Raw genomic sequence first — 19,492 nt, forward strand, 5'->3', positions numbered from 1 at the left:
GTCCGCACCTTGGGACGAGGTTTTTGTCTTATCGGCGAGCCCTCCCGCATAGGATGTTCGTAATCGACTAGGGAGGGATACTAGAATGCGAGATATGATCGTACAAGGGGTCGCGCAAGGCATTTTTCCCGGAGCTGTCGTCTGCGTGGCGCGCAACGGGGAGCCGCTTTTTTATGAGGCGCACGGTGTAGCAGATGCGACGCAACAGCGGGCGCTGTCAGTCGAGACGCGCTTTGATATCTCCACGCTGACCCAAGTGGTGGCGACGCTGCCAGCCGTGCTGCGCACGGTGCAGCTAGGCAAACTGACGCTGGTCGATCCGATCGCCCGCTTTCTGCCGGAGTTTGCGACGGGTGTTGATCGCTTTGCGAAGGGCCAGATCAGCTTTTTCCATCTGTTGTCCCACGCCTCGGGACTGCCCGCATGGCGTCCGTTGTTTCTGCAGGCGCGCGGGGTCAAAGCTTACCTTCGCGCGCTGGCCGACACGCCGCTGGAAACGGTGCCGGGCGAACGGTTGATCAGAAGCGATCTCGGCTACATGCTGCTGGCCTTTGCCTTGGAACGGATCTGGGATCGTCCCTTCGCAGATGTCTGCGAACGCCTCGTCTTTGGCCCGCTTGAGCTGTATCAGACTTCTTTTGCCGAAGGGGACGGCCTACCGTCGGAGCTTTGTGCGGCGACGGAGATGGGCAATGAGCAGGAGCAACGGCGAGTGGTTGCTTTTGGACACCACGAATCCTTTCCGTGGCGCGACCATGCGTTGTGCGGTGAAGCGCAGGACGCCAATGCGTTTTACGGACTGGACGGCATCGCCGGGCACGCTGGGCTGTTTTCCACCGCGCTCGACCTGACCCGCTATGCGGAGATGTGGGTGCGCAAAGGCATCTTCCAGCGCCAGCGCTATCTCGATACGACACTGGTCTCGCTCGCCGTCAATGCGCACGCCGTCTGGCAAGGGCAGAGTTATGGGCTCGGCTTTGAGACCGCATCGGAACACTGTCCGGCTGGAGAGCGTGCCCCGATGCTTTCGTATGGTCAACTGTCCACCACCGGCTGTTCGCTATGGTGCGATCCGGTGCGCAAATTGACGTCTGTCACCATGACCAATGCAGCACAAGGCAGCAGTAGTGAAGGGCTGTTCGATTGGACCGCTGCGTTTCATAGAAAGGTGTTCAACGAGTAAAAGGGAGGGCGATCTCGTCTTTTCCGCAAAATGCGATCCTCTGCGGGGTCGCTTTTTTTCGCTGACAGGCATATGTTGTATGATCTGGGGAATTTGCAGGGAGGTGAAGTTACATGATCTGCTACACCGCCTTGGGAGATTCGATCACGGCGGGGCTAAACGCCACTTCATACAGTTTGGCCTATCCGTCGCTCATCGTCCAAGGCGCCAAGAAGCGCGGGAAAGAGGCCGCCTTGCGGGTCGTTGCTCATAACGGTTGGACGAGCGGAGCCCTCGTCGCAGCATTGCCCTACGCGCTCGACGCAGTGCGCCGCTCGACCACCGTCACGATCTGGATCGGCGGCAACGACTTGCTGAAAGCTGCGATCGCCATTGTCGGCCAAGGTAGGCCGGTCAAAGCGGCTGTGGCTGGATTGCTCACTTCCTATGGTCACAACCTCGAACAGATCGTCTCCACCATCGGTCGTCATAGCTCTGCCCGCGTCGTCCTCTGCACCCAATATAACCCGTTTCCGAACTCCCCTGTCGCTCTAGAAGCGGTGGGCGCCCTCAACTCGGTCACAGAGCAGGCTGCCAAACGCCTGCACACCGAGCTCGCCCCTGTCCATTCTTGGATCGAAGGCAATCAACCCACCTTGATCGAGGGGTACCGCACCGGGCGTATTGAAGATGCGCTACAGCTATTTCGCCGTCCAATTCATCCGAACAATGCTGGTCACGCCGTAATCGCGCGCCACCTATCTTCTTACATTCGGTAGAATTATCATGCTATAATAAAATAAATCAAAATTCATCCAGTCGAGGGACAACTGTGGCCAAACCAAAAAACAAATCGAACAAAATCTACGAGCAGGTTGCCCAGCACATCAAGCAAATGATCGAAGAGGGCGTGCTCGCCCCCGGTGACAAACTGCCGCCGATGACCGAGCTGGCGAAGGAATTCGGCGTGTCGCGTGCTACAGTGCGCGAAGCTTTCTCTTCGCTCGTCGGGATGGGCTTGATCGATCTGCGCCACGGAGAAGGCACGTTCGTCCAAAAGATCGATGTCCAGACGATGATCATCGAGCCGATGAACGCCGCGCTTTTGCTTGGACGCAGCAACATGCGCGAACTGTTGGAGATGCGCCGCTTGTTGGAGATCGGCACCGTACAGGGCGCTTGTGAGCGTTGGACAGACGAAGGGTTAGCGAGGATCGAGCAGGCGCTCAATCGGCAGGAGGCGGCTTGTCACACCCTGGAGGAGCAGGTGAGCTGCGAGCTGCAGTTTCATATCGCGATCGCCGAAGCGTCGGGCAACAACGTATTTCTCAATTTGATGAATACGCTGTCGGAAGCGCTGCGCAGCACGTTGCGCCTCACGCATGAAGCGACCGACGATGTGGAGGCGTTGATCGCTGAACATCGCCGTATCTTCGAAGCGATTCGCAGTCGCGATGGGAAGCGAGCGGTCGAACTGATGTCCGATCATCTGCTGCACTGTGAGCGACATGTCCTCGCCAAGAAAACCTAAAAGCACCCGTCACGTCAAAAGTGATCGGGTGCTTTTGTGTATAAATAGCGGGCCGAAGGAAAATGATGTGAGATGACAAATGAGAAGGAGGGTAGCAGATGGAAGCACAGCCGATACTCAAGCGGAATCACCGCAAACAATCGTTAGCCGCCAAGATCAAACGCATGTTTTTTATCACGCTCGGCTCCTTGCTCGTCTCAGTGGGGCTGGAAATCTTTCTGGTTCCCAACTCGATCATCGACGGCGGCGTGATCGGTATTTCGATCCTGCTGGCCTTTCTGACCGACAAGCCGGTCGGACTCTATATGATCGTCCTCAATCTCCCTTTTCTGCTCGTTGGGTACAAGCTGATCGGCCGAACGTTTGCGATCACGACGACGATCGCCGTCATCCTGATGTCCAGCTTCGTCACGCTGTTTCACAGCGTCAGGCCGTTCACAGACGACTTGCTGCTCGCATCCGTCTTTGGCGGGGTGGTACTTGGGATCGGGGTCGGGACGATCATCCGCTATGGCGGGTCGCTCGACGGCACAGAGATTATTGCCATCTTGCTCGCCCGCAAATCGAGTTTTTCCGTTGGGGAAGTGGTGATGTTTTTCAACATCTTCATTCTCGGCAGCGCTGGATTTGTATTTGGTTGGGACCATGCGATGTATTCGCTGATCGCCTATTTCATCGCGTTTAAAATGATCGACATCACGATCGAAGGACTCGATGAATCGAAATCGGTCACGATCATCTCAGACTCACCAAACGAAATCTCAGAGGCGATCCGCAATCGATTGGGGCGGGGGGTCACTCACATTTATGGCAAGGGTGGATATACGGGCGAAGAAAAAGAACTGCTCTATGTGATTGTGACACGCCTTGAACTTGCTAAATTGAAAGACATCGTGCTCGAATATGACGAGGGAGCTTTTGTTGCGATCGAACATGTTGCCGATGTGATGGGTGGACGCTTTAAGAAAAATGCAATACACTAGCCCTCCCTCTGCGGAGGGCTTTCCCATTGAACCGATGGGACAAGAGCCGTATAATGGAAGTGGACTGTATCCAAAAAGAAAACCTGTTGCCGATTGGGCAACAGGCGCATGCTTGCGAAGTCGTGATGGTAACGTTAGAACAGTTGCATATTTTCTTCGAACAGTGCGGTAATTCTATCTTGATAAAGATAAAAGAATTCGGAATGTTGTAACGAACTCCAGTTGTCGAACAGTTCACGATTCTCCTGATAGAAGCTATACTGTTCGAGGACCAGATTGTGATCCCTCTGGATAAAGGAATCCAGAGCTTCAGACTTCAGACCGACCGTCTGTGTGAGCACGATCCCTTCTGTGAGCGTCACCAGATTTGGGACATTCATCATGACGGAGAGTGAGCCCATCATGATCCCGATCAACAACGAGACAGGGAGTCGGAAACGCATAACGCTTACTCCTTTCGGCAACCCGGCTGCCGTGGCGGACGATGTCGCGCGGTAGGCCCGTGGCTTTGCGTCCCGTCCTTTCGAACGGTTTGCCGTTTCGTGTGGATGTAACAGATTTCGACATAAATTAAATAGATGTCGTACAAATGACAAAGCTGATAGTTCTATCTTAGGGTATAATAGTGGGGAAGTCAAGACAGGAGCAGGACTTATAGCCCATATTGCATGACATTTTATAATCATGAAAATTTATTCAATAGTTCTGAAGTACCAAAAATCGCTTCAATCATTAACTTAAAAGATTGAACATTGATTCATATCGGGAAAAGGAGCATAAATCACGATGGCAACTGATGAGCGAAAAGACAAGCTCTGCTCCGAATCGAACGAGGCGGGATTTTTCGAAGCGCTTCAGGCGGTTGATGAACAAGCAGGGGCGTTGTCCCTAGACACGCCTGGCGAACGCTGGACACCCCAAAATACAAAATCATCGGCGAACAAAAAGCGAGCGCCATTCTGGGTGCTGATACTGGTCGGCGCCTCCTTGCTTGGCAATCTCGGTTTCGGCGCCATGTTCTTGATGAATCGACAAACGGAGCCTGCACCATCTGCCGAACCGATCACGAAGCCGCAACCACAATCGGAACAGCCGGAACAATCGGAACAGCAGAAGATCGAAGTGCCGACGACCAGCTTTATTCCAAAGTCGGTGGTCTGGAATAAGAAGCAGCTTGAGACGCTGTCCGATGCGAAGCGCCGTGAAGTTGAAAGCCAACTTGCACAGTTGCCGACCGGGCGCTATTTTGTCTCTGGTTTTTTCAATTTGCTGTTCGTACCGGGGGTCAGCGAGATGGAGATCGATGCTGATGGCAAGCTGAAAGTACGGATGTTCGTGCACAACGGCTATCTGCGCAATTTCACCTTGAAGCGGATTGCGATCAGCGCCTACTATCATGAGAGTGTTGTCTTTAACGGCACGCTCAATGGGCCGCTCGACGAGTGGTTGCCGGGGGAAGTGCGGATGCTGGAGATGGTCTTTTCCCCGGATGAAATGAAAGATATGAAACTGATGAAGAATTTGGTCGAATATAAGGATGAACAGCAGAAGCTGTTGTTTCAGGCGCGGTTTGCTATCGACGAACCGAACTTGATGAGCCCGCTCGTATCCGAACCGGTCTGGATGTATTTTAATGCGCATACGGCCTTGATGAAAAATGTCCCGTAAAGAGGTGGAACCGACATGTTAGGCTATTTGTGGAGAAAATATTTCACGGCAGTCAAGAAGCGCATCGGGCTCTTGATCCTGATCGTCGCTTTTGCAGTCGGCACTTCCACCTATTTGAGCGTGTTCGTGGTGACGCCGACGTACAAAGCGACCGCATCGCTGTTGGTCAACACCGACCCGACAATCTCGAGCGAATACTTGCTCAATGAAGTGTTGACCAACCAAAAAGTGATCAAAACATATAACGAGATCATCAAAAGCCATCTGGTGTTGCAAGAGGTGATCGCGAAGCTCAGCCTGCAATTAAAACCGGAGGAATTGGGCAAGTTGGTCAAAGTGGTCAATAACGCAGACTCATCCGTCTTTACGATCACCGTCAACTATCCGAACCAAGAAGAGGCGATCAAAATCGCTAACGAATTGGCGGGTGTGTTTACCTTAAAAGTCGGCCAGTTGATGCAAGTGGACAATGTGGTGATGATCGACCGAGCCACAATGGATAAATCATCAAAAGTGTCGCCCAACATCACGATGAATGTCGCCATCGCGCTGATTCTTTCGACGATGGCTGCGGTCGGAGCGTTCGGTCTGCGCGAATATTTGGATTCGACGATTAAAAGCCGAGAAGAGATCAAATTTGAGACGGGCTTGGCTACGATCGGAGAGCTCGGGACGTGGAAGCCGAAACGGCGCTGGTTCCGCTTGCGGAAGAACGCCGATTCGACGAGTGACCTGTCGCTCTTGAAAATGGAGCCGACCAAGCGCAACCGCCGCGTCGTGGAAAGTTATCTGCATCTCTATCGCAATCTGTTACCGGTGCTGACGATGGAGGATGTGCGGACGATCGTGGTCACCTCAACGCATGAACAGGAAGGGAAATCGACGATCTTGACCCATCTGGGCATCTTGATGGCCCAAAACGGTCATGGGGTGCTGATGATCGACGCGAATGCGGAACATCCGACCTTGCATGGCATCATGCCGGGCGAGGGAGAGGAAGGGCTGTGCGATCTCCTGCTGGGGACGGTCACGGCTGACCAAGCGATTCGCCCATCGGTGATTGCAGGGCTCGATGTGTTGCCGCTCGGCAAAGCGTCGCTTGGCGCCCTGCGCAAGTTTGCCGAAGGTGGACTCGATCATATGCTGCCAGACCTTCGCGAGCGCTATGACATCATTCTGATCGACAGTGGTGCGATCAGCTCCTCCCTGTTGCCAAATACACTGGCCAAAAGTGCTGACGGTGTGCTCTTCGTCTTCCGCAGCGGCAAAGTCGCCCGGGAGGAAGGTGCTGTCGCCGTAGCTGGATTGCGGCAAAGCGATGCCAAAATCCTCGGCGCTGTTCTCAATAAAAATGAAGGCAAACCGGGTCGTCCACCGTTCCTCTTAGAACGAGTGTTGCAAAAGGACATTGAACTGAATCGGGCATAACAAAAGGGACTCGCATCGCGAGTCCCTTTCTGCTGTCTATGGTGTTTGGCTACTACATGGCGAGCATTGTCTGATCGAGCGGTACATCTCCAAAAATGTATCGCGTTCACGCTCCAACGAGAAATGTGTGGCGATAGTCTTCAGTGCCCCTTGGCTCAGTTTTTCCACCACGAGCGGATCGGTCACGAGCAGGCTGGCCTTTTCAGTCAACGCTGCTTCGTCATCATAGAGGAAGCCATTTTCACCGTCGGTGATCAGGTCGCGGTTGCCTGGCACGTCTGAGGCGAGCACCGCTTTTCCGATCGACATCGCTTCGAGCAGGGCATGGGAGAGTCCCTCGGAGGACGAGGTGTTCATCACCACGTCGGCTACGCGGTACAGATCGGCGATTTCTTCATAAGGCACCGAACCGAGATAGCGGGCAAACGGGCTGTCCGCAAATGCGGCCTCAACTTCGGCGCCCACATGATCATCGAGCACCGGGCCGACCAGCACGAAGCGCACCTGCGGATGTTGCTCATGCACGCGCTTCAACGGTTCGAACGCATCGAGCGGACGCTTTACCGGGCGCAGACCTGCGACGAGCAGGAACAGAAAATCGTCATCCGCTATGTCGAAATCGGCACGCGTTTTGCCTGCTCCCTGCGGTAGGTCGATCCCAAGGTTGATCACGTAAGACTTGTCTGCCGCTTTTGGACGGATGATGGCGAGACGATCTTTGGCATCGAGGGTCAAAAAGACGATCGCCGATGAATAATCGACCGCTTCGCTCATCGTGGCGGACGTGTCAGGATGCCCGAGGTGTTCGTTGACATCGGTGCCAGTCATCGTCAGCACCAGCGGTTTGTTGTGACGCTTGGCATCCTTGACAATGTGGCGTCCGGTGACGTAGGCATTGTAGGCGTGTATGATGTCAGCCGCCGAAAAATCCGGGTCGGACACTTGATCGAGAGGTTTGATCGTGATGTTGATACCGTGCGGGCGCAAGTTTCGTTGCAGACGCCCTGAATAAGTCCAATTGCCGCCTGAAGGCTGGTTGGGCGGGAGAACGATCAGGATGTTCATGAGGATCGGTCCTTTCTCATACGCTATTCCTATTACTTTACCCTGACTCTTGATTCGCTACTGTCACCTGAACTACATTTTTTTCGTTTTGCGGCGAATTTACACGAACTTGTGTTATGATAAAAACAGAATTTCTTTGCGTGCGAATGAGGTGAGAGAGATGTCGCTGTGGTTCAAATCACCGATGCCAAAAAAGGTACAGGTGTTCTTTTTCATCTATGTTTTGCTCATCATGGCCACGTTCGCGTTGGTCGGGATCACGTTCTCGCAGTTCCATTATGGACTCGCCGGTCTTTTGTTGCTCGCGGCGGTGCTGATGGCAGGGATCGGGTTCATGGTTCGCAAACGAGTGCTGCGCAGCATGGGTGTGTTCGATCAAATCGAAGAAGCATAGACAGCAGGGGACCTGGGCAATGCCTGGGTTCCCTGTGTTATACATAATGAGAGGTGACGGGCATGGAGGAGGCGAAACGGATTTTCGTGGTGGATGATGATCCGAACATCCGTCTGATCATCACGCGTTATTTGGAAGCGGAAGGGTACAAAGTCAAGCAGTTTGTAAACGGAGAGCAATTGTTGACTGCGGTCGCTGACGAGGAGCCCGACATGGTGATTTTAGACCTGATGATGCCGGGAATTGACGGCTTTGAAGTCTGTCGCACGTTGCGTGCCAAGAGCCAGCTCCCAATCATCATGGTCTCAGCCAAAGATGATGAAGTGGATCGGATCGTCGGTCTCGAACTAGGCAGCGACGATTATCTGTCCAAACCGTTTTCGCCGCGTGAGCTGGTCGCCCGGGTCAAGACGGTGTTTCGCCGCTATTATGCCGGACTGGCAGTCAATCTGCCGAGCGAATCGGAAGCGGCAGGAGGGTTGCGTCTCAAAGATATCGCCCTGTTTCCGGAAGAGCGCAAAGTGATCTGCCAAGAGGTGGATATGGAGTTGACAGCAAAAGAGTTCGACCTTTTGCACTTTTTCGTCGGACATCTTAACAAAGCGTTCACCCGCGAGCAGCTGTTGACCCAAATCTGGGGATTCGATTATCTCGGTGATGAGCGAGCGATCGATGACCTTGTCAAACGATTGCGTAAGAAGCTAAAAGGAGCCGGGTCGCAATTGGAAATCACCACCGTTTGGGGATACGGTTACAAGGTCGAAGCATGAAACAGTGGAGCATTCGAACCAAATTGATCCTCTCCTATCTCCTGCTTGTCGTCGTGGCGCTGGCGATCTCCGGCGGAATGTTTTACGCGCTGGTCAACAAGGCGGTGACCAAGCAGGCGATCGATTCATTGATCACGGGCGGGCATAATTTTTTGGAAATGTTAGAAGAGGAAGACTTGCCGTTTAGCGATGGGAGCATGACCGATCGGATGAAGCGCAAGATCAAGCTATCCCTCGCCTCACGCACCACTACAGCCTCCTATGTGATCGCCCGCATCGAAGGTGGTCATACGGTGATGACGACCAATCTCGATGGAATGAAGCGCGGAGATAAATTTCAGTACCCGCTTGAGGGGTTAAAAGATCAGGAATCGCTAACCGACCGTGTCACGGTCGCCGATCATGAGTACCTGATCTATGCGACGCGAATGAACGAATTGAAAGACTATGCGCTCGTTCTGCTCGCCCCGCACGAAATCGTCAGTAGCGTGATCAAAGACATGCTGCGCCTGCTTTTGATCGGTTTTGTGCTGACTTCGGTGGTGGTCGTGTTGCTGGGAGTCATACTGTCGCGGTCACTGACCAAGCCGGTGAGCGTGCTTGGTGAGCAGATGCGCAGGTTGGCCAAGCGTGATTTTACCCCGCCGCAGATCGTGCGCACCGGGGATGAAATCGAAGAGGTCTCTCGTACCTTCGCTTCGATGGTAGCAGAGTTGAAAAGCTACGACCTCGCCCAACGCCGCTTTTTGCAAAATGCGTCCCATGAATTGAAAACGCCGCTGATGGCGATTCAAGGTTATGCGGAAGGGATCAAAGACGGAATTTTCCAAGGCGAAGAAGCATCGGTTGGGCTGGAAGTGATCGCGCAGGAGTCTACGCGCTTAAAAGGGGTGGTCGATGAGCTGATCTACCTCTCGAAGCTGGAGACGATGGAAGCGATCTACCATCCCAGCGAGTTTGAATGCACAGAGTTTGTCGAAGACTCTCTGACCCGCGTCCGTTCACTCGCTCTGCAAAAAGGTGTCGAACTGCAACTGCACGGCTACGGTGTCTATCAGATCAAAGCTGACCGTGACAAACTGATGCAGGCGATGCTCAACTTGCTATCCAATGGCATTCGTCATGCCCGCTCGCAAGTCGATGTCAGACTGGCGAAAAAAGCTGGCATGCTGTCGATCACGATCCGAGACGATGGGGAAGGTTATCGCGGGTCGTTTGAGACGATCTTTGAGCGCTTTTCCACAGGAGTCAAAGGCGAGACGGGGCTTGGCCTGGCGATCGTCAAAGCGATCGTCGAAAAATCAAACGGTACGATCCGCGCCGCCAATCATCCGCAGGGCGGGGCTGAATTTCACATCGAATTGCCACTTTCCTGAAATCGGACCGATCCTGTTTCATGAAATGTTTGCCTCGAGGCGCAAGGTCGGACAAGATGGCGGTTGGCAAAGGTAAATGAAAAGAAAGAGCACGCTGGCCCTGATGGCAGCGTGCTCTTTTTGCATTAGATGATCATCTGCGAGATCGACTGGTTCAAAATGTACGAACCGTAGTCCAAGTATTCGTTGGCATGTGCGACCACTTCGCCTTTGACAAACAGTTCAGCGAAGCGTGGCGGCAACAGTTCCTGTGCCTCATGGAAGACGCTTTGCGCCTGCTCGTCGTTGCCGAGCTTCAGGTGGCAGAGAATGATCGACATGTAGGTGTTGGTCAGGCGATTGTCACCCAATTCGCGTTTTAAGGAAAGGGAACGCTCGTACCATTGCAACGCTTGATCGAAGCGCTCCAACTGGAAGTAGGTGACGGCCAGCGGTCGAACGCTAATCTCCGCATTGAAGGAGTCGGCGTTCAGCATTGCAATCTTGTACGTCCGCTCGAAGGAGGCCAACGATTCCTCTTTCTTGCCCATGCGGTTTAAGATGTTGCCTTCGAAGTAGAAAAATTCCTTTTTGTAGACATCTGGAATGTTTTTGACCGAGTCACCGACCGTGTTTTGCCAGAGTTCGATCGCACTGTCGTAATCCTTGCCGAAGTAGTGCAGGTACGAAATGTTGATCGACAGGTTGTAAAACAGGCGCAGCGGCACTTTCGGGTCTTCCAGTTCTTCCATGACATTTTCGCCTTTTGCCATGTGCGAGAACGGCTTGATGCCCTCGTAGGCTGTGTTGGCGTATTCGAGCGCAAGCGGAATGTTGCGGTCGTGCAGGTAGGTGACATAGGCGAGGAAGTTGAACAGCCAGCAGCGCTCGTAGACGGTGTCAAAATCGGAGTGCCCTTCGGTCATGCGGATTCCCTCGTGCAGGAACTGTTTGGCGATGTCCCAGCGCCCGACGCGCTTGCCATAGCAGAGGGCGAGCAGATGATACGCTTTCGTGCTCTCCGACAGATGGCCCGCATAGTCGTTCATCAGGGTGAAAGCGTGGATCGCCTCTGGGTACATTTCCATAAATGCCAAGGCCACCCCTTTTTGGCGCCAGATGTGAAAGCGGATCGCTCGTTCCTCTTCGGCGGGGAGCACTGGCAGATGAGCGAGCATTTCATCGCCAAGGGTTAGCACTGCGTCCAAGTTATAATAGAGCATCGTAGAGGCAAGTTGATCCTTATATTTCTCCGTATCCCACTCACCGCGGCGCATCTGTTCGACCACCTCGCGGATCGAATCGACCGTCTGCTCTCCTGCTTGTGAGGAGGGAGCCAGATCTGGTCCATCGCTTTTCGAGCCGATCAAATGCAACGGCTTCAAAGCATCGGCGATAACCCCGAGCAATTTTTCAATCGCTTGACCGTTGTCGGACGTGATCTGACGGCCCACCGTGTCATAGGGGCGCTTTTGCATAACGAGAACGACTCGCTCCGCCTTCAGATTGTGCAGCAGGTGATAGATCGTCTGCAAGGACAGGCGGTCAGCATGCTGAATGTCGTGCAGGGCGATCACCAGCGGTTTGTGCTGTGCTACTTCTTTGAGCACGTGCGCTGCGAAATGCATGATGCGGTAGCCCCATTGAATGTCGCGATTCAAGCGAAGTTCAGACCACGAGTACGTGACTTGGTAAACATCGGGCAAGCCTTCGTAACTGCCTGGAAACAGACCGTTCATTTCGTGGTAGTAGTCGCGCCGAATCCATTCCCATTGCGACCAGAGTGGCTTCGTTAGCAACAGCAGTTCTTTGATCGTGCCGAAAATCGTGCGGTCGAGCAGCGTGAGCGTAGTGCGGTAAAAATAACCGTCCACGCCTGCAAACGAGGCAAATGTCTCATCGAGATCGGCCGGATCTCCGTTATCGATCCAGATGGTCTTACCGGAGGGCTTGCCTGCGAGCACATCGCTCACGGCGGTCGAAACTTCGGTGGCGATGATTTGATCCAGCATCAAGTTCATGCAACGAACCTCCTAAGCGATTTTACGTAATGGCGTGAAAAAGGAAATCAACCCGGATGCGACGATCATGGCGGTTGCCAGCAGATAGGTGATCACCGAACCGCTGGCCATGCCGATGGTGACCCCGCCGACCATACCGGCCAGTGGAATGCAGCAGTTGGAGATCGAGGTGATCGCACCTTCCACGCGGCCGAACATCTGGTTATCGATGTTGCCTTGCTTGTAGGCGTTCAAAATCACGTTCATCACCACCACGCTGCCGAGCAGTACGCCCAGACCAAGCCCGGTCGCGATCCAGTGCGGTACCAAAGCGATCAGACCGCCGCCGATCAAGCCGCCAAAGGTCATCAGCGTGCTGAGCAGCTGGCCGCGACGAAAGCGCTTGGTCAGCGGTTGGCTGATCAAGGCGCCGAGGATACCGAAAATGCCGACCGAGGAGAACACCAGACCGACTCGATATTCATCCGCGCCCAACGTGTCGCGCAGGTAGAAGACCAGCGTTGACATGACCAGCCCGAGCCCAAAATTGCAGAACATCGAGATCGCGCCGATCGCCCGCAGGTCGATGCGGTTCCATCCGTACGCAAACCCTGATTTCATATCCTGCCAGATCGTTTTCGGTTCTTGGCCAGACAGATCCGGCTTTGGAATCGATCCGATCAGGAAGACGCAGAGCGCCATCACCAAGTAACTGAAAGCGCAGATGAAGATGGAAAGCGACGTGCCGATCGCTGCGAGCAGAGCACCGGCGAGGATCGGCCCGAGCAGGCGAATCGTGTTGTCAACCAACTGCAGTTGACCATTCGATTTGATCAGTTGATCCTTATCGACCAGATTCGGGATGACCGCAGACAAGGAAATATCGACAAAGAAGGAGAGCGTAGAGAGCACAAAGGACAATGCGAAAAGATAAGGCATGGACAGCAGATCCATCCAATAGAGCAACGGAATCGAAACGATCAATAACATACGAGCTATATCGCAGACCATCATGATCTTACGGCGATCAGAACGGTCGATGATCACGCCACCAAGCGGCAACAATAGCAGGAACGGCAAGGTTTCAAAAGCGAACACCGCTCCCATCTGCACCGACGACCCCGTCAGATCATAGGCCAGCCAGGGAAGTGCGAGCATGTAGATGTTGTTGCCAAGACGAGAAAAAAGCAACCCGAACAACAGGTAGTAAAAACGGTAGGCTTGTTTGGGCTGTGGTTGAGTTGGCTGCGTCAACGGATTAGACATACAGCCCTTGCCCCCTTAAAATCTCTTCTAAACGCGGGATAAACTGGCTATAGGAAGGCATCGCACCTTGCACTCTTTGTCCAGTGGAGAGCTGGATCGCGTCTTCTCCGCCTGGTTCGACGATCAGGTAGCCGTCCTCTTTAAGTCGGCGCAAGTTGCGCTGCATCGCAGGGCGATTGAGCATGTGTTCGTTCATGTTCGGGCAAAATACGACCGGACACTTCGCCGCCATCGCAGCGGTGGAGAGCAGATCATCAGCAATGCCGTTGGCTACCTTGCCCACGATGTTGGCGCTGGCCGGGATAATCACCATCAGGTCGGCCCAAGCGGTCAGATGAATGTGCGGAATTTTAAATTGGTCGGTCGAGTCGGTCGATTTTAAAAACACATTTCCATCGATGAAATAGTTGACCGTGCTGCTTTGGAGCATCGAGGCGGCACTTTCGGTCATAATGACATGTACGCTTGCGCCCCAAGTGCTGCGAAGAGCTGTGAGATAGTTTTGAATTTCTACTGCGCCGATCGACCCGGAAATGCCTACGAGCACTTTGTTGATGTCCAAGTGAGTCCCCTCCATAAATGAGTGAAAAGCCCGGATGGAACCATCCAGGCTTTTGAGATGCATGTTATGAGTCAGTGATTAGCAAACCCAGACTTGATCTTTCACGACTGTCACCTCCATGCGTCTCAAGTGTTATCATGAAAATGAAACTAGCAGATGAAGATCGGTTCGAAAGTTTGTGCCATGGTTGTCACCTCCCTACAGTAGTTTAGAAGTTCTCGTTGGAAAGGAAATTAGCAAACGAATACCGGATCTTTCATATTGTCACCTCCGCACCAACGTAAATATCGAAAGAAGAATGTATTTAATTCAACCACTTGTATGAATGAATACTACAAGCGGGGACATGATTCCTACCTGAAATTGAAAAAATCTGAAAATAAATGATGGAGCCCGGTAAGAAAACCCGGGCTTTGGTTTGAAACTAGCAGAGGTAGATGTTGATATCGCCTACTTTGACGTTGCGCTCCATGTCTGTTCACCTCCGATTCTAAATTAATAAAGGTTGTTCTGAAATATAAATACTACACTCGATACTCGAACTCCTTTCTATTAGTCAAAATTAATTGAAAAAATCTGCAACTTCCCATCGGCGGCAGTTTTTTGGTACTTTGAACAGGCAAAGATCTTGTACAGATCGAATGCACTACCGCAAGACACACGATTTCAATTGAACAAGGGGGAAGCAACTGTGATCTCCATAACGGACCGCGCTAAAGAAGCACTGCACATCTACCAGACTGTAGGCGAGACGCTGACTTTGCGCTTTTTTATCGAAACGGAAGGCGGCTGAAGCGCTACAACCTTTTATGATTTGGCTCTGGATGAGCCAAGAGCGGATGATGAAGTGATCGACGCAGGTGACAACATCCAAGTGGTCGTCGATCGCGGGTCGTGGTTTTTTGTCGATGAGCCATTGAAAATCGATTACGAGCCCGCAGAAAAAGCGTTTCGGATTCGGGCGGCGACCCACGTGATCCCTGACCGAATCAAGTTGTAACCAATGTCGTCGCGCTGTCCAAGCTGTCAATTGGCAAATAAAAAGCGGCTTGCAGAGTAAGACTCTGCAAGCCGCTTTGCGTGTTGGTATCGTTTAGCCCATGATGTGGTAGCCAGCGTCCACGTGAATCGTTTCGCCGGTGATGCCGCTGGCCAAGTCGGAAGCGAGGAACAGCGCGGTCTTGGCGACTTCTTCCTGCGTGATGTTGCGGCGCAGCGGGGATTTTTCTGCCACTTGCGGGAGGATCGACGTGAAGTTTTTCACGCCGCGCGCAGCGAGCGTGTTGATCGGACCTGCGGAGATCGCGTTGACGCGGATGCCCTGCGGACCGAGGTCATTGGCGAGGTAGCGCACGCTATGTTCCAGCGCTGCTTTGGCCACACCCATCACGTTATAGTTGCTGACGATGCGCTCACCACCGATATAGGTCATCGTGATGATCGAGCCGCCTTCTGTCATCATCTCTTTTGCTTCCTTGGCGATGGTGACCAGCGAATATGCCGAGATGTCATGTGCGAGCAAGAAGCCTTCGCGGGACGTGTTGACAAAGCTGCCTTCCAAATCCTCAGCTTTTGCGTACGCCAAGGAGTGAACGACCCCATCCATCGTGCCCCATTCTGCCTTGAGCTGACCAAACGCAGCGGTGATTTCTTCGTCGCGGGTGACATCGACAGAAATCAACGACGAGCCCGGCATGGTCGTTTCCACGAGCTTTTGTACACGGGATTCCAAACGCTCCCCTTGGTAGCTGAATGCGAGGGTTGCGCCCGCTTCGTGCAGCGCTTTGGCGATCGCCCAAGCAATCGAGCGGTCATTGGCAACGCCCATGATCAAGAACTTTTTACCGGCTAACAGTTGGTTCATATTCAATCTCCTTTGTGAGTAGAATACACTCTTAGTACCTAGTACTATATTGAACGATTTTGCCGCAAAGGACAAGTCCTGGCTTTCCTAACATTTTTTTCTCGAGGTAAAAATGAGAAAGGGTGAAACTCTACTCGCGTTCGCTCGTATACTAGATGCGGTGCTTAGCAACCGAGCATACACAAGGAGAGTACCCCCATGGGATTTTTCGATAAGATAAAAGGAATTTTTGGCGCTGACAAACCGAAGGGTTTGGAACAACGAACATTGGTCAACCTAAAAGTTGGCGATATCATTTCGATCGACCTGACCGATTACGAGGTGACAGGTATCACGATCTATCGCGGCGGCTCCAAGCAACGCATCGGGTATCTGCTGAACGATGCCGGCCGCAAGTGCTTCTTGCTCGTCGAGACGAAAGAGGTCATCCGAGCTTTCCTGTATGAAACGATTCAAGCTCGTCTTGCCAACCCTGAAGCGGTCAACTACGAGATGATCTACGACGGGTTGTCCTATTTTGAAAAAGTGCGCGGAGAGTCGAACGTCAACGTGATCGGCCAAAGCGCATTTAACACGGTCGATCCGGTCCATTGGTGGATGCACGTTGCCGATAGCGGGCAGGCAATGTTAATCGAATGGCAAAACGGAGAGACGATCTTTCGCATCGGAGCCCCGATCAAAGCGGACCACATCACGATCTTCGCCAACAACTAACGAACTAGACCTGATAGGAAGAGGGAGATAGATGAGCAACTGGGCCGTTGTACAATTTCTAGCTGGGCTGCTACATCCTGTTTTGAACACGATCGAAGGAGTTGTTCACGACTGGGGACTGGCTGTCATTTTGTTTACCTTATTGGTTCGACTGGTCTTTTTCCCCATTTCGGTGCGTCAAGCACGGTTCGCATGGAAAAACCGCAAATTCTCTAAAGCGATCAAGGAGTTGCGCACGCGTTTTGCCGATAAGCCGGAGCGACTGCGCGAAGAGACGACCCGACTCGCCTTGGAACACAAGTTCAACCCGTTTGGCGCGCTCGGCACGGCGATCTTGCAAATGCCGATCTTCGCTGCGGTGTATGCGTTGTTTTATCACTTTGGAGCAGACATCACGTCGGTGCTGATCCCGTGGGCTTCGGCGCTCGGTCACAACGACTCCACACACGTGCTCCCGATGATCGCTGCCCTGTTCACCGCAGGTGGTGCCTTGGTGCCGCTGATCCAGCCGGAAGCGGTTGAGCAGATGGCTGCGCTCAAAAAACTGACGCCGATGCTGATGATGCTGCCGCTGATGTTGTTCGTGCTTTGGAAAGCGCCGGTGGCGATCTCCTTGTACATGGGCACCACGGCGCTTTGGGGAATGCTTGAGCGCACATTTTTGCGAAGCGCGTTTGCTGTCAAGCGCTTCCGCCTCGATCCGGACGCGATTTTCTCGTCTGGGCAGGGAGGAGTCATAGCTACAGAAGACGAAACAAAAAAAGCGTAGCCCGCAAGGCTGCGCTTTTTGTTCAATCAAGTTTTTTTCGAACTAAATAGGAAAAAAGGAGTGGGTGAGATGCATTACACAGTCGTCCCGATCATCCAAGATGAGCCGCTTACCTTGGGCGCAGAGCATCTGCCCCTCGACGGGTCAGAAGGTGAGCGTTGGAAAAAAGCGATTCAGAGCTTGCACCCGCGCCTCTTGCCCTCGTTGAAAGAAAATGCACTGCTCTCCGAAGAAGACAGCGAGTTCTGCGTGGCAGGCGGCATTTTTGATTATGAGCGGGGCCGCGAGCTTGTGTTCGACGGCACCGAACTTCGCTTATCGCACTGTGCTGAGAACTTTTTCGATTTCTTGATGGCACCTGTAGACTGTTTGCATGTCTTAGCCGAGCGGCAGGAGCAATGCGCAGAGATCGAAAGCAGTGCTGACAACAGAGCGCGCCTTGCTGTGCTCACCGCCTGGTGGGAGCAAGGGTATCGCGTTCTGATGCTGCAACATCAATAAGCGAGGAGATGTAGCCCGATGACCGTGGATTCGAACAAATTATTCATAAATGGCGACTGGATTTCGGCGGGAGGCACCTTTCCGATCCATGATCCGGCGACAGGAGAAATCGTCGGCTACGCGGCCGACGCTGAACAAAGCCACGCCCTGCTGGCGGTCGAAGCGGCGCATACCGCGTTTCCCACATGGTCGAAAACGCCCGCACCGAAGCGTTCCGCCCTGCTTTATAGATGGTACGAACTGATCATGGAACATCGTGACGAGATCGCGACCCTGCTGACCTGTGAGATGGGCAAGCCGTTTCCGGAAGCGAAAGGGGAAGTCAGCTTCGCAGCAAACTTTGTGCTATGGTATGCAGAGGAAGCCAAGCGGATCTATGGCGACACGGTCCCGTCCAACGAACCGAACAAACGAATCACTGTGCTGCGCCAGCCGGTCGGCGTCGTCAGTGCGATCACCCCGTGGAACTTCCCGGCGGCGATGGTCACTCGCAAAGTCGCTCCGGCGCTGGCGGCTGGCTGCACAGTCATTCTAAAGCCTGCTGAGCAGACACCGCTCACGGCGATCCGTCTGGTCGAGTTGGCCGAAGTGGCCGGCTTTCCTGCGGGCGTGTTCAATTTGGTGACGACCAGCAAACCGGCCGAAGTCGGTAACGTGCTGACCACCGACCCGCGCGTTCGCAAAGTCACGTTTACAGGCTCGACCGAAGTTGGCAAACTGCTCTATCGCCAAGCGGCCGACACCATCAAACGCGTCTCGCTGGAGTTGGGCGGTCACGCACCGTTCATCGTCTTTGCAGATGCGGAGATCGACCTTGCTGTTCAAGGGGTAATCGCCTCCAAATATCGCAATGCGGGCCAAACTTGTATCTGCACCAATCGCGTCTACGTCCACGAAAGCATCGCCGCGTCGTTTGCTGAAAAGCTGAGGCAGGCGGTCAGCACATTGCAGGTCGGGCCCGGAATGAAAGAAGGCGTTCACATCGGCCCGCTGATCGATGAGCACGCGCTAGCCAAGGTGGAACGCCATGTTGAAGATGCGTTGGCCAAAGGTGCGACGCTTTTGATCGGCGGAAGTCGGGAAGGTGAGCAAGGCTACTTTTTCCAAGCGACGGTGCTCAACCATGCCACCGAAGACATGCAGATAGCGACCGAAGAAACATTTGGTCCTGTCGCGCCGATCTTCACCTTTCAAAGCGAAGAGGAAGTGCTGGCCCGCGCAAACGATACGCCCTACGGCTTGGCCGCGTACTTCTACACCCGCGACATCGGTCGCGTCACGCGGATGCAAGAAAACTTGGAGTACGGCATCATCGGAGTCAATGATCCGGCGCCGTCTGTGGCGATTCAAGCGCCGTTTGGCGGGGTGAAAGAGAGCGGTTTGGCTCGCGAAGGCGGCAAATATGGCTTGGATGCCTTTCTTGAAACGAAATATATCTCGTTGGCCTTTGCATAAAAAAC

20 protein-coding genes and 1 riboswitch are annotated in these 19,492 nt (G+C 53.4%); of the genes, 14 read left to right on the forward strand and 6 right to left on the reverse strand.

From position 1 onward, the window contains the following. Positions 1–85 precede the first annotated feature (85 nt). The 4 genes from CIG75_RS04985 (at position 86) to CIG75_RS05000 (ending at position 3,676) form a co-directional block, all read left to right on the forward strand. Positions 86–1,183 carry a serine hydrolase domain-containing protein gene (locus tag CIG75_RS04985; RefSeq protein ID WP_094235654.1) on the forward strand — a complete coding sequence of 366 codons (1,098 nt, stop codon included), beginning with the start codon at positions 86–88 and terminating at the stop codon, positions 1,181–1,183. A 113-nt stretch (positions 1,184–1,296) separates the two neighbouring features. Continuing rightward, positions 1,297–1,941 carry an SGNH/GDSL hydrolase family protein gene (locus CIG75_RS04990; RefSeq protein ID WP_094235655.1) on the forward strand — a complete coding sequence of 215 codons (645 nt, stop codon included), beginning with the start codon at positions 1,297–1,299 and terminating at the stop codon, positions 1,939–1,941. Positions 1,942–1,994: 53 nt separating this feature from the next. Continuing rightward, positions 1,995–2,693, forward strand: coding sequence for a FadR/GntR family transcriptional regulator (locus CIG75_RS04995; RefSeq protein ID WP_094235656.1), 699 nt, complete (start codon positions 1,995–1,997; stop codon positions 2,691–2,693). 98 nt (positions 2,694–2,791) lie between these two features. Next, positions 2,792–3,676: a YitT family protein gene (locus CIG75_RS05000; protein WP_094235657.1), complete on the forward strand. Its 885-nt coding sequence runs from the start codon at positions 2,792–2,794 to the stop codon at positions 3,674–3,676. A gap of 134 nt (positions 3,677–3,810) precedes the next feature. On the opposite strand, the gene CIG75_RS05005 is transcribed toward CIG75_RS05000, so the two are convergent. Further along, a complete protein-coding gene (locus CIG75_RS05005; protein WP_094235658.1) occupies positions 3,811–4,119 on the reverse strand; it encodes a hypothetical protein in 309 nt (102 codons plus the stop codon). 13 nt (positions 4,120–4,132) lie between these two features. Then, positions 4,133–4,223, reverse strand: a riboswitch (cyclic di-GMP riboswitch). Positions 4,224–4,462: 239 nt separating this feature from the next. Between CIG75_RS05005 and CIG75_RS05010 the strand changes: the two genes are divergently transcribed. Next, complete coding sequence (locus CIG75_RS05010) at positions 4,463–5,344, forward strand: hypothetical protein (RefSeq protein ID WP_094235659.1); 882 nt, start codon at positions 4,463–4,465, stop codon at positions 5,342–5,344. Positions 5,345–5,359: 15 nt separating this feature from the next. Beyond that, positions 5,360–6,772, forward strand: coding sequence for a tyrosine-protein kinase domain-containing protein (locus CIG75_RS05015; RefSeq protein WP_094235660.1), 1,413 nt, complete (start codon positions 5,360–5,362; stop codon positions 6,770–6,772). Between the two features lie 36 nt (positions 6,773–6,808). Here the strand turns inward: CIG75_RS05015 and CIG75_RS05020 are convergent, their stop codons facing one another. After that, positions 6,809–7,837 carry a glycosyltransferase gene (locus CIG75_RS05020; protein ID WP_094235661.1) on the reverse strand — a complete coding sequence of 343 codons (1,029 nt, stop codon included), beginning with the start codon at positions 7,835–7,837 and terminating at the stop codon, positions 6,809–6,811. 160 nt (positions 7,838–7,997) lie between these two features. On the opposite strand from CIG75_RS05020, the gene CIG75_RS05025 reads away from it, so the two are divergent. The 3 genes from CIG75_RS05025 to CIG75_RS05035 all read left to right on the forward strand — a co-directional run bounded on the left by CIG75_RS05025 (position 7,998) and on the right by CIG75_RS05035 (position 10,377). Next, a complete protein-coding gene (locus CIG75_RS05025) occupies positions 7,998–8,231 on the forward strand; it encodes a hypothetical protein (protein ID WP_094235662.1) in 234 nt (77 codons plus the stop codon). Between the two features lie 62 nt (positions 8,232–8,293). Then, complete coding sequence (locus CIG75_RS05030) at positions 8,294–9,001, forward strand: response regulator transcription factor (protein WP_094235663.1); 708 nt, start codon at positions 8,294–8,296, stop codon at positions 8,999–9,001. Continuing rightward, positions 8,998–10,377, forward strand: coding sequence for a sensor histidine kinase (locus CIG75_RS05035; RefSeq protein WP_094235664.1), 1,380 nt, complete (start codon positions 8,998–9,000; stop codon positions 10,375–10,377). Before CIG75_RS05030 ends, CIG75_RS05035 begins: the two co-directional genes overlap by 4 nt. Positions 10,378–10,502: 125 nt before the next feature. Here the strand turns inward: CIG75_RS05035 and CIG75_RS05040 are convergent, their stop codons facing one another. From CIG75_RS05040 to CIG75_RS05050, 3 genes are read right to left on the reverse strand one after another with little or no spacing between them, the layout of a single operon-like run. Continuing rightward, positions 10,503–12,377 (reverse strand): tetratricopeptide repeat protein, encoded by a 1,875-nt coding sequence (locus CIG75_RS05040; RefSeq protein ID WP_094235665.1) that lies wholly within the window; start codon positions 12,375–12,377, stop codon positions 10,503–10,505. A 12-nt stretch (positions 12,378–12,389) separates the two neighbouring features. Then, on the reverse strand, positions 12,390–13,622 hold the full coding sequence (locus CIG75_RS05045) for an MFS transporter (protein ID WP_094235666.1): 1,233 nt from the start codon (positions 13,620–13,622) through the stop codon (positions 12,390–12,392). Next, positions 13,615–14,184, reverse strand: coding sequence for a flavoprotein (locus tag CIG75_RS05050; protein WP_157729388.1), 570 nt, complete (start codon positions 14,182–14,184; stop codon positions 13,615–13,617). The genes CIG75_RS05045 and CIG75_RS05050 overlap by 8 nt, the downstream gene beginning before the upstream one ends. Before the next feature lie 847 nt (positions 14,185–15,031). Here CIG75_RS05050 and CIG75_RS05055 point away from each other — a divergent pair. Further along, positions 15,032–15,184 carry a hypothetical protein gene (locus CIG75_RS05055; RefSeq protein ID WP_157729389.1) on the forward strand — a complete coding sequence of 51 codons (153 nt, stop codon included), beginning with the start codon at positions 15,032–15,034 and terminating at the stop codon, positions 15,182–15,184. A gap of 93 nt (positions 15,185–15,277) precedes the next feature. On the opposite strand, the gene fabI is transcribed toward CIG75_RS05055, so the two are convergent. Then, positions 15,278–16,048 carry an enoyl-ACP reductase FabI gene (fabI, locus tag CIG75_RS05060; RefSeq protein WP_094235669.1) on the reverse strand — a complete coding sequence of 257 codons (771 nt, stop codon included), beginning with the start codon at positions 16,046–16,048 and terminating at the stop codon, positions 15,278–15,280. Positions 16,049–16,246: 198 nt separating this feature from the next. On the opposite strand from fabI, the gene CIG75_RS05065 reads away from it, so the two are divergent. The 4 genes from CIG75_RS05065 (at position 16,247) to CIG75_RS05080 (ending at position 19,487) form a co-directional block, all read left to right on the forward strand. Next, positions 16,247–16,762: a DUF4178 domain-containing protein gene (locus CIG75_RS05065; RefSeq protein WP_094235670.1), complete on the forward strand. Its 516-nt coding sequence runs from the start codon at positions 16,247–16,249 to the stop codon at positions 16,760–16,762. A 31-nt stretch (positions 16,763–16,793) separates the two neighbouring features. Beyond that, complete coding sequence (locus tag CIG75_RS05070) at positions 16,794–17,531, forward strand: YidC/Oxa1 family membrane protein insertase (protein WP_094235671.1); 738 nt, start codon at positions 16,794–16,796, stop codon at positions 17,529–17,531. 69 nt (positions 17,532–17,600) lie between these two features. Further along, complete coding sequence (locus CIG75_RS05075) at positions 17,601–18,032, forward strand: hypothetical protein (RefSeq protein ID WP_094235672.1); 432 nt, start codon at positions 17,601–17,603, stop codon at positions 18,030–18,032. A gap of 18 nt (positions 18,033–18,050) precedes the next feature. After that, positions 18,051–19,487, forward strand: a complete 1,437-nt coding sequence (locus CIG75_RS05080; RefSeq protein ID WP_094235673.1) for an NAD-dependent succinate-semialdehyde dehydrogenase — start codon at positions 18,051–18,053, stop codon at positions 19,485–19,487. Positions 19,488–19,492 lie beyond the last annotated feature (5 nt).

The organism is Tumebacillus algifaecis, from assembly GCF_002243515.1.
In the GTDB taxonomy this organism is placed as follows: domain Bacteria; phylum Bacillota; class Bacilli; order Tumebacillales; family Tumebacillaceae; genus Tumebacillus_A; species Tumebacillus_A algifaecis.